This window comes from Pseudomonas sp. PDNC002 (assembly GCF_016919445.1).
Classification (GTDB): Bacteria; Pseudomonadota; Gammaproteobacteria; order Pseudomonadales; family Pseudomonadaceae; genus Pseudomonas.
On sequence record NZ_CP070356.1, the window covers coordinates 5,379,103 to 5,395,036 of the forward strand.

General features: G+C 65.0%; 13 protein-coding genes. 7 read left to right on the forward strand and 6 right to left on the reverse strand.

What is annotated here, in order from left to right; all coding sequences use genetic code 11:
* From JVX91_RS24240 to JVX91_RS24260, 5 genes are read left to right on the forward strand one after another with little or no spacing between them, the layout of a single operon-like run.
* Positions 1–945: a DUF58 domain-containing protein gene (locus tag JVX91_RS24240; protein WP_205336629.1), complete on the forward strand. Its 945-nt coding sequence runs from the start codon at positions 1–3 to the stop codon at positions 943–945.
* Positions 942–1,439: a DUF4381 domain-containing protein gene (locus JVX91_RS24245; protein WP_205336630.1), complete on the forward strand. Its 498-nt coding sequence runs from the start codon at positions 942–944 to the stop codon at positions 1,437–1,439. Before JVX91_RS24240 ends, JVX91_RS24245 begins: the two co-directional genes overlap by 4 nt.
* Positions 1,432–2,466, forward strand: a complete 1,035-nt coding sequence (locus JVX91_RS24250; protein WP_205336631.1) for a VWA domain-containing protein — start codon at positions 1,432–1,434, stop codon at positions 2,464–2,466. Before JVX91_RS24245 ends, JVX91_RS24250 begins: the two co-directional genes overlap by 8 nt.
* Positions 2,463–4,223: a VWA domain-containing protein gene (locus JVX91_RS24255; RefSeq protein WP_205336632.1), complete on the forward strand. Its 1,761-nt coding sequence runs from the start codon at positions 2,463–2,465 to the stop codon at positions 4,221–4,223. Before JVX91_RS24250 ends, JVX91_RS24255 begins: the two co-directional genes overlap by 4 nt.
* Complete coding sequence (locus tag JVX91_RS24260; protein WP_205336633.1) at positions 4,220–5,866, forward strand: BatD family protein; 1,647 nt, start codon at positions 4,220–4,222, stop codon at positions 5,864–5,866. Before JVX91_RS24255 ends, JVX91_RS24260 begins: the two co-directional genes overlap by 4 nt.
* 23 nt (positions 5,867–5,889) lie before the next feature.
* Here the strand turns inward: JVX91_RS24260 and JVX91_RS24265 are convergent, their stop codons facing one another.
* From JVX91_RS24265 to JVX91_RS24275, 3 genes are all read right to left on the reverse strand, one after another.
* Positions 5,890–6,771 (reverse strand): LysR family transcriptional regulator, encoded by an 882-nt coding sequence (locus JVX91_RS24265; protein WP_205336634.1) that lies wholly within the window; start codon positions 6,769–6,771, stop codon positions 5,890–5,892.
* A gap of 138 nt (positions 6,772–6,909) precedes the next feature.
* On the reverse strand, positions 6,910–7,380 hold the full coding sequence (locus tag JVX91_RS24270) for a hypothetical protein (protein WP_205336635.1): 471 nt from the start codon (positions 7,378–7,380) through the stop codon (positions 6,910–6,912).
* A complete protein-coding gene (locus JVX91_RS24275) occupies positions 7,377–8,168 on the reverse strand; it encodes a winged helix-turn-helix domain-containing protein (RefSeq protein WP_240201791.1) in 792 nt (263 codons plus the stop codon). The genes JVX91_RS24270 and JVX91_RS24275 overlap by 4 nt, the downstream gene beginning before the upstream one ends.
* Positions 8,169–9,079: 911 nt before the next feature.
* On the opposite strand from JVX91_RS24275, the gene JVX91_RS24280 reads away from it, so the two are divergent.
* The gene (locus JVX91_RS24280; protein ID WP_240201659.1) at positions 9,080–10,162 is read left to right on the forward strand and encodes an alpha/beta hydrolase fold domain-containing protein; all 1,083 of its coding nucleotides are present in this window, start codon (positions 9,080–9,082) and stop codon (positions 10,160–10,162) included.
* A 332-nt stretch (positions 10,163–10,494) separates the two neighbouring features.
* Here the strand turns inward: JVX91_RS24280 and JVX91_RS24285 are convergent, their stop codons facing one another.
* Entirely contained in the window at positions 10,495–10,911 is a 417-nt protein-coding gene (locus tag JVX91_RS24285) for a carboxymuconolactone decarboxylase family protein (RefSeq protein WP_205336637.1), read from the reverse strand.
* Positions 10,912–11,025: 114 nt separating this feature from the next.
* Here JVX91_RS24285 and JVX91_RS24290 point away from each other — a divergent pair, with 114 nt between their 5' ends.
* Positions 11,026–11,832, forward strand: a complete 807-nt coding sequence (locus JVX91_RS24290) for a cyclase family protein (protein ID WP_205336638.1) — start codon at positions 11,026–11,028, stop codon at positions 11,830–11,832.
* Positions 11,833–12,174: 342 nt separating this feature from the next.
* Here the strand turns inward: JVX91_RS24290 and JVX91_RS24295 are convergent, their stop codons facing one another.
* Together JVX91_RS24295 and JVX91_RS24300 are read right to left on the reverse strand one after the other, a co-directional pair.
* Entirely contained in the window at positions 12,175–14,556 is a 2,382-nt protein-coding gene (locus JVX91_RS24295) for an RND family transporter (protein ID WP_205336639.1), read from the reverse strand.
* Positions 14,557–14,569: 13 nt separating this feature from the next.
* Entirely contained in the window at positions 14,570–15,652 is a 1,083-nt protein-coding gene (locus JVX91_RS24300; protein WP_240201660.1) for a YCF48-related protein, read from the reverse strand.
* Positions 15,653–15,934 lie beyond the last annotated feature (282 nt).

A 15,934-nucleotide genomic window follows, 5' to 3' on the forward strand; every position in this document is an offset into this window, starting at 1 on the left:
ATGCACAATGTCCTGGCGCCCGGCGTGGCCGTCTCGCTCGGCGAGCTGATCGAGATCCGTCACCGCCTGCGCGAAGTCCAGCTGTTCTCCACGCCCTCGCGGCGCAGCCCGCTGATCGGCCTGCACCACTCGCGCCTGCGCGGTCGTGGCGTGGACTTCGACCAGGTGCGCGTGTACCAGGCCGGCGACGACGTGCGCACCATCGACTGGCGCGTCACCGCGCGCAGCCAGGAGCCGCACACCAAGCTGTTCCATGAGGAGCGCGAGCGCCCGGTGTACGTCCTGGTGGAACAGAGCGCGCGGATGTTCTTCGGCTCCGGGCAGTCCTTCAAGTCCGTGCTTGCCGCACGCGCCGCCGCCTTCGTCGGCTGGGCCGCGCTGGCGCACAACGACCGCATCGGCGGGCTGGTCTTCACCGACAGCGAATGCCACGAGATCAAGCCACGGCGCAGCAAGCAGAGCCTGCTGCAGTTGTTCAACCTGATCGTGCGCGCCAACAACGCCCTGCTCGCCGGCTCCAATCTCAACCACAGCGGCGACGGCTTCGGCATGGCCCTGCGCCGCGCCCGCGAAGTGCTGCGGCCCGGCAGCCTGATCATGGTGATGTGCGACGAGCGCGCGCTCAGCGACGTGGCCGAACAGCAATTGTCCCTGCTGGCGCGGCACACCGACCTGGTGATGCTGCCGGTGTCCGACCCGCTCGACCACGCCCTGCCCGCCGCCGGGCTGCTGAGATTCGCGGAGGGTCTGGCACAGTTGGAACTGGACACCCACATCGACGAACAGCGCCTGGCCTACCGCGCCCTCGGTGAAGCACGCCGCGAACGCTGGCAGCGCCTGGCCCTGCGACTGGGCGTGCCACTGCTGCCGCTGACCACCCAGGAAGAACTGGTGGAGCAACTGCGCAACCTGCTGGAACAGCACCAGCCGGGGTACGCCAAATGAACCCGCTCGACCAGCTGGAACCCTTGATCGAACCGGCCGCGGTGCCCTGGTGGCCGCCGGCACCGGGCTGGTGGCTGCTTGCCGCGCTGGTGCCGCTGCTGCTCTGGCTGCTGTGGCGCAACCGCCGGCGCTGGCTGCCCAAGCGCAAGGCCAGGGTCGTCGAAGAGACGCCGCTGGACCCGCTGCGCGAAGCCGCGCTGGAAGAACTCAAGCGCCTGCCGCGCCCTTACGATCACGCGCCCGCCGGCCCCTGGCTGCAATCGCTCAACGGCCTGCTCAAGCGTCTCTCCCGAGCGCGCTGGCCCGATAGCCATAGCCATACCCTCAGCGGCCGCGCCTGGCTGGCCTTCCTCGACACCCGCTGCCCGGCCGCGGGTCTGACCCGCTGGATGATCCTGGTGGAAGGCGGCTACCGCGCCGAATGCAAGCTGGACGACAAGGCCATCGACGGCCTCGCCGCCGCCGTGGAAACCTGGGTGCGCAAGCATGTTTGAGTTCGCCTGGCCGTGGATCTTCCTGCTTGCCCCGCTGCCGTGGGTGATGCGCTTCATCCTGCCGCCCGCCGACAACGGCGAGGCGGCGCTCAAGGTCAGCTTCCTCAAGGAACTCGAAGGCCTCGCCGGCCGCCGAGCCCGCGCGCGCCTGCCGGCCTGGCGCCAGCAGGCACCCTTCGCCCTGCTCTGGCTCTGCCTGCTGCTGGCCGCCGCGCGCCCGCAGTGGGTGGGCGAACCGTTGCCGATTCCTGCCACCGGCCGCGACCTGCTGGTGGCGGTGGATGTCTCCGGCTCCATGGATTACGCCGACATGACCTGGGACGGCGCCGAGGTCAGCCGCCTGGAACTGGTGAAGAAGCTGTTCGGTGACTTCATCGAAGGGCGACGGGGGGATCGTGTCGGACTGATCCTGTTCGGCACCCGCGCCTACCTGCAGGCGCCGCTGACCTTCGACCGCCACACCGTTCGCGTCTGGCTGGACGAGGCGTTGATTGGCATCGCCGGCAAGGACACCGCGCTGGGCGACGCCATCGGCCTGGCGGTCAAGCGCCTGCGTCAGCGCCCCGCCGAAAGCCGCGTGCTGGTGCTGATCACCGACGGCGCCAACACCGCCGGCGAGATATCCCCGCAGACCGCCGCGCGCCTGGCCGCCGAGGAGCACGTGAAGGTCTACACCATCGGTATCGGCGCCGATCCGCAACAGGGCGGCGTGGCCGGCCTGTTCGGCCTCAACCCGGGCCTGGACCTGGACGAGCCGGCGCTGAAGTCCATCGCCGAAACCACGGGCGGCCAGTATTTCCGTGCGCGCAATGGCGAAGAGCTGCAACGCATCTCCGACAGCCTCGACCAACTGGAACCGGTGGAGCAGAAGCCCACCCAGGCACGTCCCGCCATCGCCCTTTATAGCTGGCCGCTGCTGCTGGCCCTGCTGGTCAGCGTGGCGCTGGTGGTCGGGACCCTCTGGCCGCCCGAGGAGTGGCGCCTGCCCGCATGGCTGGCGCGCTTGCGCAAGGAGCGTCAGCCATGAGTGCACTCTGGCCGCACCTGCTGCGCCCCTGGTGGTTGCTCCTGCTACCGCTGCTCGGCTGGCTGCTGTGGAAACTCTGGCACCGCGAGCGCCGCGCCGGTCGCTGGCAACTGCTGCTGCCGCCAGCCTTCCATCCCTGGCTGCTCGCCGGGGGTAGCGGACGTCATGAGCGGCGGCCCTGGATCTATCTCGGCATCGCCTGGCTGCTCGCCGTGCTCGCCCTGCTCGGGCCGAGCTGGCAGCAGCTGGAGCAGCCCGCGATGGAGCGCAGCGATCCGCTGGTAGTGGTGCTGGAACTCACCCCGCAGATGCTCGCCACCGACCTCAAGCCGACGCGCCTGGAACAGGCCCGGCGCAAGCTGCTCGACCTGCTGCAGAGCCGCAGCGACGCGCAGACCGCCATCGTCGTCTACGCCGGCAGCGCCCACACGCTGGTGCCGCTGTCCAACGACCTGGGCACCGCGCGCAACCTGCTCGACGCGCTCAAGCCCTCGATCATGCCCGAACCCGGCCAGCGCGCCGACCTCGCCGTGGCCCAGGCGCGCCGGCTGCTGGACAACGGCGCCGAAGGCAATGGGCGCATCCTGCTGATCACCAGCTCGCTGGATGCCCGCGAACGCCAGGGCATCCGCCAGGCCCTCAAGGGCAAGGGCAAGGACCTGCTGCTGCTCGCCGTGGGCACCGCCGGCGGTGCGCCCATCGCCCAGGAAGACGGCACCTTCCTGAAGAACGACCAGGGCGACATCCTCGTCCCGCGCCTGGATGAAAGCTCGCTGCGCGCCTTCACCACGGACATGGGCGGACGCTTCCAGCGGCTGCGCGCCAGCACGGGCGACCTGCGCACACTGGGCCTGCTGGATAACACCCAGGGCCTGCAGGTGAGCGAGGAGGATGCGCTGATGCGCCTGCAACGCTGGGCCGATCAAGGCTACTGGCTACTGCTGCCACTCCTGTTGCTAGCCGCCTGCGCCGGCCGGCGCGGCTGGCTGTTCAGCCTGCCGCTGTTACTGCCGTTGCTGTGGGCGCCGCCGCAGGACGCCAACGCGCTGGAGTTCAATGACCTCTGGCTGCGTCCCGACCAGCAGGGGCATCGCCTGCTCGATGCCGGCAAGCCCGCCGAAGCCGCCGAGCAGTTCCAGGACTTCCGCTGGCGCGGCCTGGCGCTGTACCGCGCCGGCGATTATGTCGACGCTGCCCAGGCCTTCTCCCAGGGCGACGAGGCCGCCGACCACTACAACCGGGGTAACGCCCTGGCGAGACAGAACGAATTGGAAGCCGCCATCGACGCCTACGACCAGGCGTTGGAACGCGACCCGGAACTGGCAGCCGCCAAGCGCAACAAGGCCCTGCTGGAAGACCTGTTGCGCCAGCGCAAGGAGAACCCGTCGGGCAACGGCGAGGCGCAGCCGCCGCAGGAAAACCGCGACCCTGCCGAGAGCAGCGATCCTCAGGCAGCCAAGCCGCAGGATCAGCAGAGTGAGGAAGAACACTCCAGCGAGCGCGATTCAAAACCGGCGCCAGCGGCGAAGAACCCCTCGCAGGAGTCCGACCGCCCCTCCGCCAGCCAGAGCGACAAGCCCGGCGACGACACTCGCGAAGAACAGGAAACCAACCCGGAGGATGCCGGTCCACTGGGTGACGAGCGCCGTCAGGCCCTGGAACAGTGGCTGCGGCAGATTCCCGACGATCCGTCCGAGCTGTTGCGCCGGAAATTCTGGTACCAGCAACAGCAGCAGCGCCAGGAACCGACCCCATGAAAAGGCTGATCTGCCTGACCCTGCTCTGCCTCGCCGCCTTCCGCGCCGAGGCCAGCTTCACCGCCAGTGTCGACCGCACGCGCCTGACCCAGGGCGAAAGCGTCGAGCTGACGCTGGAGTCCGACGACCCGACGCTGTTCGGCAAGCCCGACCTCAAGCCGCTGGACGACCAGTTCGTGGTGCTCGGCACCCGCCAGGTCAACCGCCTGACCACGCTCAACGGCAAGGCCCAGGCCACCACGCGCTGGATCATCACCCTGCAGCCACGCAATGAAGGCAGCGTCGAGATTCCGCCGATCCACCTGGGCGGCAACGCCAGCGAGCCGATCAGCCTGGACGTGCTCAAGGCCGAGGACAATGCCGGAACCCAGAAGCTCGCGCCGGTGTTCATCGACGCCAGCGTCGACCGCGAGGAGACCTGGGTGCAGTCGCAGGTGATCCTCACCCTGCGCATCTACCATTCGGTGTCGCTGTACGACGACAGCAGCCTGACGCCGCTGCGCATGAACGACGCCCGCGTCGAGCAACTGGGCGAGCCGCGCACCTACGAGAAGGACATCAACGGAGTGCGCCACGGCGTGATCGAGGTGCGCTACGCCATCTTCCCGCAGAAGAGCGGCAGCCTGGAAATCCCCGGCCAGGCCTTCAATGCCACCCAGGTCGCGCAGCGCCGCAGCGACGACTACAACCCCTTCGGCCCGCAACCGGGCAAGCAGGTGCGCGTCATCTCGCCGAGCATTCCGCTGCAGGTCGACCCCAAGCCCGCGGACTACCCGAAGGACGCCCCCTGGCTGCCGGCGCGCTCGCTGAGCCTGAGCGAAACCTGGAACCCGCAACCCGAGGATGCCAAGGCTGGCGAGTCCCTGACGCGCAACATCATGCTGCGCGTGGATGGCCTTTCCAGTGCCCAGTTGCCGCCGCTGCCGATCAAGCTCCCGGAAGGCCTGCGCCACTATCCCGACCAGCCGCAACTCGCCAACGAAAACGGCGAGCAAGGCGTGATCGGCAGCCGCGAAGAGCGCGAAGCGCTGATCGCCGACAAGGCGGGCACGCTCGAATTGCCGCCGGTGGAAGTGGTCTGGTGGAACACCCAGGACCGCCGTGTCGAACGCACCAGCCTGCCGGCGCGCACCCTGCAGGTCGCCGCCAATCCGCAACTGGACGATCACGTCGACGTCCCCTCGGCGCCCGCCGAAGCCGCCGCCGGCGACAACGCCCAACTGTGGGTCTGGCAATTCGCCTGCGCCCTGCTCAGCCTCACCACACTGCTCGGCTTCGGTCTCTGGTGGCGTGCCCGCAGCCAGCCGGCGGTGATCCGCGTGGCGCAGGCCGGCCCGAGCACCCGCACCCTGCTGGACGAGTTGCGCCGCGCCTGCCAGGCCAACGATTCCCATGCCACCCGCCAGGCGCTGGATGCCTGGGCGCGCCAGCAACCGGAAACCCTGGCGGACATGGCGGCGCGCTTCGTGCCCTTGTCCGATGCGCTGGACGGCCTCAACGGCGCGCTCTACAGCGACAGCGAAGGCGGCCGCAACTGGCAGGGCGAAGACCTCTGGCGAGCGATCCGCACCCTCCCCGGCGCCGATCCGGATGCCCCGCCGCCTCCGGAAGCCAGTAGCCTGCCACCGCTCTACCCGCGCTGATCCGTACGCCGGGCCGATGACGCTCAGGCCCGAGCGAAATAGGTCGCCAGGCGATAGATGAAGCGCTGGATGTGCGGCGCCGGCACCGCTTCGCAATGGAGCAACCAGGTCGTGTCCGACTCCCTGGCGACATAGGAGACCAGCGGTCGCACCACCAGGCCGCTGCGATGGTTCGCCTTGAGGTCCGCCTGGCGCAGGATACCCACCCCGTAGCCAGCGTTCACCAGGCTCAGCAGCATCTCCGCGCTGGAAACATACTCCACAGGGCGCCCCCCGCCCTGCCTCGCTCCCAGCACCGTGCGCACCTGCCAATCCCGGAGTGAGCATTGCAGGAGCAAGGGAAAATCCGGCAGGCACTCGATATCGACCTGCGTGCGCGGGGCCAGGGGATGCAGGCCTGGAATGACGACCAGCAAGCTGTCGTCCCAGAATGGAACGCTGAGCAACCCCTCCCCGTCCGCCGGCGATCGCGCAAATCCCAGGTCGTAGGCGTGCTGGTGAAGGCCGGCCAGTTGCTGCTCCCGTGACACCTCGAAGAATCGCACCTGGACCTCCGGCTCATCCTCGTGAAGCTGGCCGAGCATACCGGCGAAATACTCTGGCCCCAGGCCGTGGGAGAGCGCCACGCGCAGGACACAATCCGGTTCCGATTCGACGGATTGGGCACTGAGCTGGGCTTGCTCGAACATCGCCACAAGCCGCCGAGCGTCCTGCAGGAATAGCTTGCCGGCAACCGTCAGGCGCATCGCGCGGCGCTCCTGCCTGAACAGGCGGGCGCCGAGGAATGCCTCCAGCTCCGAGAATTCGGCGAGCTGGGCGGAACCTTTGGCTGGGTATCCAGAACTGTTGCCGGAAGATACTTCCTCGGCGGCGAGGATGAATTGGCGAAGATGTGTGATTCGCATAAATCAAGGACCGCTCCACGTACAACAGGAAGTATCCCAGAGCGACCTTTGATTGCCGTCGTTATTCTTGATTAAAAACAATTATTAACAATAACGATGCCATGCCATGTAACAACCAGCGCATTACCATAACCTGATTCAATATTGCGACTTGCACTCTACCGAACGAAACTCAACCAAGTAGTAGCAGATACTTCCCTTATACCGACGCGGCAACATCACAACATGAATCAGATTTCCAGGCGTGGTGATGTACTCGCGATCAAGATACATGTTTTCCGCGCCGGGAAGTTGCGTCAGATCCGACTGTCCCTGATGGCTGCCACTTTCCACACTGAGCACCATGAACCTGCCCATCTGCGACTCGATATGCCCCTGCATCTTTCCGGTGCCGGTGCCCAGGGAGGAGTTCTCCAGGTAACTGAAATAGAAGGTCTCGTCGCTGAAGCGTATCGAACGCCAGCCTTCCACCTGGACCCCCGCCGAGGGCCGCAGGAAGTAACGGCTCGAATAGCCGACGCCCTCTTCGAATTGGCCCTCCCCATTGGCCGCCACCCAGCAAGCCAGGAGCACCAACAACGACGCCAGTAGAATAGCCAGCCACTTCATCGAACACCGCCCAGACAGACCGCCAGTTGATCTCGCAGCTCATCGCCGGACGGCGCTCGCCCGCCGATGACGATCTCGACCGGGATGCGCTCGTCGCTGGCGCAGATGATCTGGTAGGCACCACCCTTGTGGTTCACCCAGACGTCAGCCTTGCCCGAGAGCTCGCCGGACTGCAGCACCGGCAGCACGAGGCGCTTCATGGCCGCCAGTCGCGCGGCATTGCTGTCGACCAGGTGCACTTCCAGGTCGTTGAACCGGACGCTTTCCTGGACGAAACGCGAGCTCAGGTACAACGGCAGCCAGAGGTCGATGCGATACAGCAACGCCAGGACCAGCAACCCCGCCAATGAGCCCACGGCCAGCACCCGCCAGCCCCAGTCCTGCGCATCGGACTTTCCCAGGCGCGACCACAGCGAGGATGCCCCCGAGCTCGACTCGTTGGATACCGAGCCCTCTACGGGGCGCACACCGGCGGCGCCCGATGCCGCCGTGTCGTCCTCAGCCATCGAATGCAGGCTGACGGGATTGAATCGATACCCTTTCCTGGCCACGGTCTGGATCACCTCGCGGTGGTCGCCGTCGTCCAGGGCCGTGCGCAGCGAGAACACCGCCAGGTTGATACTGGTCATGGTCACCACACGCCCCTCCCAGGCGAAGCGCATGATCTCGTCGCGGCTGCGGGTAACGCCCGGCTCGCTCAACAGGAACAGCAGAACCCGCGACTCGGTGTGGCTGAGATCGCGCACTTCTTCGGAGTCTTCGATGTACAGCCGATTCTGTTTCGGCACGAACAAAACTGTCTTCCCTGACGAAAGACATAACCTGAAGTTCATCAAACCCTCACTGCGGTTTTCCGCTCGTGCCAGCACTTAATAATTAAAATTATTTATTAAAAACAAGAAATATTCGATAAACGTGGATCCGCGCGAACGGTACAGCTTACACGCCGCGCCTTTCAAATAGCTTTCACTGCGATCAAGTCCATTCCGCTGGAGAATTGAAAAATAGCGTACTAGACGCCTGCCCGAAGAAAGCGACAAACATCGCACACAGGCTGTAACAAATCCAAGTCGAACAGGAAGGACGCACAATAAAAAATAACTAACAACAATTATTTGCAAACTAATGACTGTACAAAAAAAATGCGCTCGGACGACTCTTCGACACGCCTGACAGCGACTCCATCGCTCTCTGAAAGCGGGCGATCCTGATGCCGGGAAATCCTGGCCAGGGTTGGTGGATTGACTTTTTCCAAGCAAGGAAGTGCCGATGAATGCTGCAACCTTCCAGTGCCAAGCGACGGTTGCCATCTGGCTACGGCAGCACCCAGGGCTCGCAGAGTTATCCGGTCGGCACTGGCCAGCCACCGCGATAAAGCCCGCGTGAGCTGCCCGTCGTATGTCGCCCACTTGCTGGGCGTCGTGCTGATGATCGGCTCGCCGGGCAGCGCGGAGGGCAGCGGAACTTCCCCGTTCCGGGCGATGGCCCGGGACTTCCACTCGAGTGTGAGCAGCAGCACTTCCGTGGACACATTCGAGGCCCTGGGAATCACGCTCAGAACAGCATTGGCGCCGCTCCGCAGGCCGGACGCCTGAGCCTCGATTGGCCGGGCATGCACGCCTTGGGAGAAGATACGGAGCCCCGGCCTGCGGCTTTCGAGCGGCGGCTATGCTGTCACCAACGTCCCGAGAGCTCGTCCATGCGTCTTCACCGGCTGATCCTGGCGTCGATCGCCAGCCTACTGCTGAGCACCACTGCGTGGGCAACCCCTGCCCTACCGCCGGCCCAACCGCTACAAGGCCCTGGCGGCTCGAACTACGCCCATGCCGATGTGCGCCAGTGGCACTTCAACAGTGACGGCAACGAGTACTGGGTTTTCACGCCGGACCGCCCTGCTCCGGCCAGCGCGCCCGTCGTGGTGTTCACCCACGGCTGGAGCGTGATGCAGCCGGACCTCTACCGCGCCTGGATCGAACACATCGTCCGGCGTGGCGCGATCCTCATCTACCCGCGCTACCAGGCGACGCTGAAAACCCCGGCGGCGGAGTTCCTGCCCAACGCCGCCGAGTCGGTGCATCGCGCCATCGCCGACTTGCAGGCGGGCACGTTGAACGTAAAGCCGGAGCTGGAGCATGTGGCCTATGTCGGGCATTCGGCGGGCGGCCTGATCGCCAGCGGACTCGCCGCTTCCTGGCAACGGCTGGGCGTACCAGAGCCGCGTGCGCTGCTGGCGGTGGAGCCGGGCAAGAGCAGTGGTCCGCGCTGGCGGCAGGTCCCGCTGGAGCCGCTGGCGAACATTCCCGCCGGTACCTTGCTGTTGGCGGTGTGCGGCGACGAGGACGAGCGCGTCGCCTGCGATGACGCACGACGCATCTATACGGAAAGCACCCAGGTGGCTCCCCGCGACAAGGATTTGCTGCTGTTGCGCAGCGACCGCCATGGCAGCCCGCCGCTGCTGGCCAACCATGCCGCCCCCACCGCGCCCCGCTTCGACCCGCGCTACCCGCCCAGCGACTCTTCCAGTTGGCTGCTCAACCGCGTGCAGGAGCGCGTGCGCCAGCGTCTCAAGCAGGGCCAGACCTCGGCGCACAATGCCCTGGCCACCGATGCGCTGGACTGGTACGGCATCTGGAAGCTGTTCGATGCCCTGTGTGATGCCGCCTTCTACGGACAGGATCGCGACTACGCGCTGGGCGGCGGGCCAGCCCAACTGTCCATGGGGCGCTGGAGCGACGGGACGCCGGTGAAGGCGATGCAGCGGTTGTCCCAATCCAGCCCCTGATGGTTCGAGTGGGGCGAAAACAATCGCGGACGGAGTCCGCTCCTACGGGGCATGAAATAGCGTAGGAGCAACTGTCTTCTTCCGGTGAATCCGTGCCGATACTTTCCCCTCACCCCAGCCCTGGCTACGCGCCCCGCTCCTGAGGGAGAGGGAGCCGTCCGTGCCCGCTGACGCCGAAGTTTCATCCTGCACCGAACGGTCCCCTCTCCCTCAGGAGCGGGGCGCGTAGCCAGGGTTAGGGTGAGGGCCGACCCAAGCGCAGAAGCATCTCGTAGGAGCGGACTCCGTCCGCGATAGCTCCCAGCAGCTCAGAACCCGATCCGGAAACCGGCTCAGCTGGCACCGCTCTCCATCACCGAGCCCTTGAACACATCGTCCAATGGCACCTGGTAACCGATGGCGAGGCGGTTGGTCTCGTTGGCCATCGCCACCACCGCCATCAGTTCGCCGAGCATGGCGTCGTCCATCCCGGCCTTGCGCGCCGCCGCGCCATGGGAGCCGATGCAGTAGTTGCAGTTGTTGGTGACGCTGACCGCGACGTAGATCAGCTCCTTCACCAGTGGGTCCAACTGCCCCGGCCCCATCACTTCCTTGAGGCTTTCCCAGGTGCGCTTGAGCGTCTGCGGATGGTTGGCCAGGGCCTTCCAGAAGTTGTTCACCCAATCGATCTTGCGGGTCGCCATGATGTCGTCATAGACGGCGCGGACTTCAGGGCTGGCGTCGGCGTACTCGATCAGTTGAAAGGACATGGTTGCTCCCTATAGGTTTTGGAATAAGAAAAGCAGAATTCAGAATTGGATGACTGGACAAGCGATGGAGAAAGATAAGGCGTTCTCTCCCATCCCCGTCAAGGAATCAGACCCATGCAACGCCGCCCCGCCCTGCTCTTCGCCGTCGCCCTGCTACCGCTTCTCGTCCAGTCGGCCCAGGCCGCCCAGCCGGGCCTGTGGGACACCTACGCCAGCCTCAAGCAGCACGACTGGGTCGACCTGACCCACTCGTTCGACAGCAACACGCCGCACTGGAAAGGCTTCGAGCCCATGGGCCGCAAGACGCTCTACACCGTGGACAAGGACGGGTTCCAGGTGGAGCTCTACAGCCACGTCGGCCAATGGGGCACCCACGTCGATCCGCCGGTGCACTTCCACAAGGGCCTGCGCAGCGTCGATCAACTCGACGTGAAGGAGCAGTTCCTGCCGCTGGTGGTGTTCGATATCCACGAGCAGGTGGCGAAGAACCCCGACTACGTGCTGAGCCTGGCCGACGTGAAGGCTTGGGAAGCCAAGCACGGCCCGGTACCCGAAGGCTCCTTCGCGGCGCTGCGCACCGATTGGTCAGAGCGCTGGCCGGACCAGGCGAAGATGCAGAACCAGGACGCCAAGGGCGTGGCGCATTACCCGGGCTGGAGCAAGGAGGCGCTGGTGTACCTCTATGAGACGCGCAAGATCACCGCGTCCGGCCACGAGACCACCGACACCGATCCGGGCATCGCCACCAGCAAGGACGACTACTCGCTGGAGTCCTACATCCTGGGCACCAACCACTACCAGATCGAACTGCTGGCGAACCTGGATAAGGTGCCTGAGGCCGGTGCACTGGCAGTGGTGAGCTTCCCGAAGATCGCCCAGGGCACAGGGTTCCCGGCGCGGGTGTTTGCGATCCTGCCGTGATCCGCCGATACGTCGGAGCGAAGTGAAGCCAATCGCGGACGGAGTCCGCTCCTACACGGCATGACATATCGTAGGAGCGGGGTCTTCCCTCACCCCAGCCCTGGCTGAGCGCCCGCTCCTCAGGGTGAGGGGCAACCGACTGACGCAAAGGCTTCAACCTGCACCGAACAGTCCCCTCTCCCCCTGGGAGAGGGTTAGGGTGAGGGCCGCCCCAAGCGCAGAAGCATCTCGTAGGAGCGGACTCCGTCCGCGATGATTTCCCGGCCGCTCCAGGCCCCGATCCAGCGCAATAAAAAACCGCGACCCGAGGGCCGCGGTTTTTGTTTACCGCTCGACTACCGATCAGTGAACCAGGATCGACGCCTTCTTCTGACGCACCTTCTCCGGATTGATCAGGAAGCGCGCCAGTGCCGGCAACAGCCACAGGGCACCGAACATGTTCCAGAGGAGCATGAAGGTCAGCATCAGGCCCATGTCGGCCTGGAACTTGATCGCCGAGAAGATCCAGGTGGCGACGCCGATGGCCAGGCACAGGCCGGTGAACAGCACCGCTTTACCGGTGGACTTCAGCGTCTCGTAGTAGGCCTCCTGCAGGGACAGGCCCTGGCGCAGGAAGGACTCCAGGCGGGTGTAGATGTAGATGCCGTAGTCCACGCCGATACCCACGCCGAGTGCGATCACCGGCAGGGTCGCCACCTTCACGCCGATGCCCAGGGTCGCCATCAGCGCGTTGCCCAGCACCGAGGTGAGGATCAGCGGCAGCACGATGCACAGGGTCGCGGCGAAGGAGCGGAAGGTGATCAGGCACATCACCGCCACGCAGATGTACACCAGGATCAGGATGGTCAGCTCGGAGTGCTTGATCACCTCGTTGGTGGCCGCCTCGATACCGGCGTTACCCGCGGCGAGCTTGAACTTCAGGTCATCCTTCTCGTTGACCTTGGCGAACTCCTGGACCACCGCGATGGCGCGGTCGAGGGTCTCGGCCTTGTGGTCGTTGAGGAACACCAGCAGGGGCGCCAGCGAGCAGTTGCTGTTGAACAGACCTTCGGCGCGGCTGATGGAGTTGTTCAGCACGTCCTGGTTGCGCGACAGCGACTCCCACTTCAGGTTGCCTTCGTTCATGCCCTTGATCATCTGCTTGGAGACGGTGACCAGGGAAATGGCCGACTGCACGCCCTGGGTGTTCTCCAGGCGCCAGGCCAGCTCGTCGATGGCGGACATGGTCTTGTGGGTGGAGCAGCCTTCGGACGCGGACTCGACCATCACGACCAGTACGTCGGAACTGGTGGAGTAGTTGCGGATGATGAAGTCGTTGTCGAGGTTGTAGCGCGAGTCCGGACGCAGCTCGGGCGCCCCCTGGTCGAGGTCACCGATCTTCAGGTGATGGCCCTGCCACATGCCGCCAGCGAACATTGCCAGGGCGATGACCACGGAGATCGGCGCCACGGTCGGGCTGGCGAAGTTGGACAGCGCGCGCCAGAAGGGATGGTCGCGTACGGCGTCTTCCTTGCTGCGCTGCACCGCCTTCTTGCTGATGCCGATGTAGGAGATGGCGACCGGCAGCAGGATCAGGTTGGTGAACACGATCACCGCCACGCCGATGGAGGCGCCGATGGCCAGTTCGCGGATCACGCCGATGTCGATCACCAGCAGGGTGATGAAGCCGACGGCGTCCGCGAGGATCGCGATCATGCCCGGCAGGAACAGTTGGCGGAAGGTACGGCGGGCGGCCAGCAGCGGAGTCTCCGCATCACTGGACTGCAGGGCGATACCGTTGATCTTCTGCACGCCGTGGGAAATACCGATGGCGAAGATCAGGAACGGCACCAGCATCGAGTACGGGTCCAGCCCGAAGCCGATGATGTGCAGCAGGCCCAGCTGCCAGATCACCGCCACCAGGGTGGTGGACAGCACGGCGATGGTAGAGCGCACGCACTTGGTGAACCACAGCAGCAGCACCAGGGTGATGACGAAGCAGATACCGAAGAAGCCGACCACCATCAGCAGGCCGTCGATCAGGTCACCGACCTTCTTGGCGAAGCCGGTGATGTGGATCTTCACGTTCGGGTTCTGCAGCTGGTACTTGTCGCGGATCTTCTCTTCCAGCTCATGGGAGAACTGGCGGTAGTCCAGCTTCATCAGCTTGCCCTGGTCCTTCGGGTCCGGGTAGACCTCCAGCAGCGGCACGTCGACGATGCTCGACTTGAAGTTGTTGGCGACCAGGCGGCCGATCTGGCCGGACTTGAGCACGTTGTTGCGCAGCAGGTCCAGGGCCTTGGTGGAACCGTCGTAGGTCTGCGGGATCACCTCGCCACCGGCGAAGCCTTCCTCGGTCACTTCGGTCCAGCGCACGCTCGGACTCCACAGCGACTTCATGCCGGAGCGGTCGACGCCGGGAATGTAGAAGACCTCGTCATGGATCTGCCGCAGCGTCTCCATGTATTCCTTGGTGAAGATGTCGCCATTCACCGCTTCCACCGAGATGCGCACGGTGTTGCCGAGGTTGGCCAGGTCGTTGCGGTGCTCCAGCATGTTCTGGATGAACGGGTGCTGCAGCGGAATCATCTTCTCGAAGCTGGTGGACGGGCGCACTTGCGTGGCCGACCAGGCGAGGAAGACGGTCACCAGCAGGCACGTGATGATCACGAATGGCCGGTGGGTGAAGATGATGCGTTCCAGGAAAGTCGCCTTGTCCTGTTGATGCTTGTTCAGAGCGTTCATGAAGGCTCCCGGCTTATTGTTGTTCTGTCAGCTCGGCGCCGGTCGCCGTAGCCAGGTGGATACCGCCCTGGCCGACCAGCACCAGGTTGCCGTTGCCGGCCGCGCTCACGCCCGCGAGGGACAGGCGATCCGGGCGGTTGACGACAGTGAAGCTCACGCCGTCGTCTTTGCTCTCCAGTACGCTGCCGCCATGGCCGACGACGACGATGGTGCCGTCATCCAGCAGGCTGCCTTCGGAGAGGCCGAATTCCAGTTCGCCGCCGTTGGCGGTGGGCAGGCTGACCTGTTGCCAGGTGGTGCCGAAGTCGGTGGAGCGGAACAGGTGGCCACGCAGACCGTAGGCCAGGACGGTGCCGGCCTGGGTGGTGCCGGTGGCGCCGAACAGCGAGCCTTCGTACGGACCCTCGAGTTTCTCCCAGGTCTGTCCCCAGTCCTTGGAGCGGAACATGCTGCCCGCCTCGCCGACCACGAACAGCCCGGAATCCTTCACCGCCGTGATGGCGTTCAGGTGGTACTGATCTTCGTTGTCGAGGCGGTCGCTGACATCTTCCCAGTGCTGGCCACCGTCGGTGGTTTCCAGCAGTGCGCCATAGGCACCGACGGCCACACCGTGGTTTTCGTCCTGGAACCAGATGTCCAGCAACGGCGCTTCACGCTTGAGGTCTTCGAACTGGCGAGTCCAGGTGGTGCCGCCATCGGTGGTCACCAGGACCTGGGCGTCATGGCCGACGGCCCAGCCCTTCTTGTCATTGATGAAGAACACCGAGGTCAGCAACTGGCGGGTCGGCACGGTGGCCTGGGTCCAGGTCTTGCCTGCATCGTCGGAGTAGAGGATGTGCCCGTGGTCACCGACGGCAACCAGGCGCTTGCCGGCATGGGCGACGCCCAGCAGCAGGCTGTTGGAGGCCTTGGCGGACGGGATCGAGTTGGAATCGCTGGCAGCTTCCGTCGCGGCGACGGCATGCAACGGAGCCAGGGACAACATCAGGAAGGAAAGCGCGCCGAGCAGGGAAATCGACTTGCGCGACATGGGGAAGGAGCGCGGCACTCCCGATACGGGCTGCTCGCTCGAAGTGCGCCACATGGGCTCACGCATATGCCTTTACCTCTTTGTTCTTATGCAGGCGGTATGGAGTGTGGTGGCTATATAGCCAGCCTTTTCCGAGGCTGACAATTAACGCCACGTTATCTTTTGTTAAGCCCTCGCGGCCTCACCCAAAAGGATGACTGCATTACGCCATCTCGGCCGAAAGCGGCGTCACTGACGGCTCGCAGCGGGGTGTCCGGTAACACTTTTCACAGAACCGGGATTGGAAAGCTGGTTCGCGACGCTTCCCAACGGACTTTTCCGCGCCCAAGAAAAAGCCCGCCGGAAGGC

Excerpts from the sequence above, each read along its gene's own strand:
- JVX91_RS24240 (WP_205336629.1), top strand. The coding sequence starts at position 1 with ATGCACAATGTCCTGGCGCCCGGCGTGGCCGTCTCGCTCGGCGAGCTG.
- JVX91_RS24245 (WP_205336630.1), top strand. The coding sequence starts at position 942 with ATGAACCCGCTCGACCAGCTGGAACCCTTGATCGAACCGGCCGCGGTG.
- JVX91_RS24250 (WP_205336631.1), top strand. The coding sequence starts at position 1,432 with ATGTTTGAGTTCGCCTGGCCGTGGATCTTCCTGCTTGCCCCGCTGCCG.
- JVX91_RS24255 (WP_205336632.1), top strand. The coding sequence starts at position 2,463 with ATGAGTGCACTCTGGCCGCACCTGCTGCGCCCCTGGTGGTTGCTCCTG.
- JVX91_RS24260 (WP_205336633.1), top strand. The coding sequence starts at position 4,220 with ATGAAAAGGCTGATCTGCCTGACCCTGCTCTGCCTCGCCGCCTTCCGC.
- JVX91_RS24265 (WP_205336634.1), bottom strand. The coding sequence starts at position 6,771 with ATGCGAATCACACATCTTCGCCAATTCATCCTCGCCGCCGAGGAAGTA.
- JVX91_RS24270 (WP_205336635.1), bottom strand. The coding sequence starts at position 7,380 with ATGAAGTGGCTGGCTATTCTACTGGCGTCGTTGTTGGTGCTCCTGGCT.
- JVX91_RS24280 (WP_240201659.1), top strand. The coding sequence starts at position 9,080 with ATGCGTCTTCACCGGCTGATCCTGGCGTCGATCGCCAGCCTACTGCTG.
- JVX91_RS24285 (WP_205336637.1), bottom strand. The coding sequence starts at position 10,911 with ATGTCCTTTCAACTGATCGAGTACGCCGACGCCAGCCCTGAAGTCCGC.
- JVX91_RS24290 (WP_205336638.1), top strand. The coding sequence starts at position 11,026 with ATGCAACGCCGCCCCGCCCTGCTCTTCGCCGTCGCCCTGCTACCGCTT.
- JVX91_RS24295 (WP_205336639.1), bottom strand. The coding sequence starts at position 14,556 with ATGAACGCTCTGAACAAGCATCAACAGGACAAGGCGACTTTCCTGGAA.
- JVX91_RS24300 (WP_240201660.1), bottom strand. The coding sequence starts at position 15,652 with ATGCGTGAGCCCATGTGGCGCACTTCGAGCGAGCAGCCCGTATCGGGA.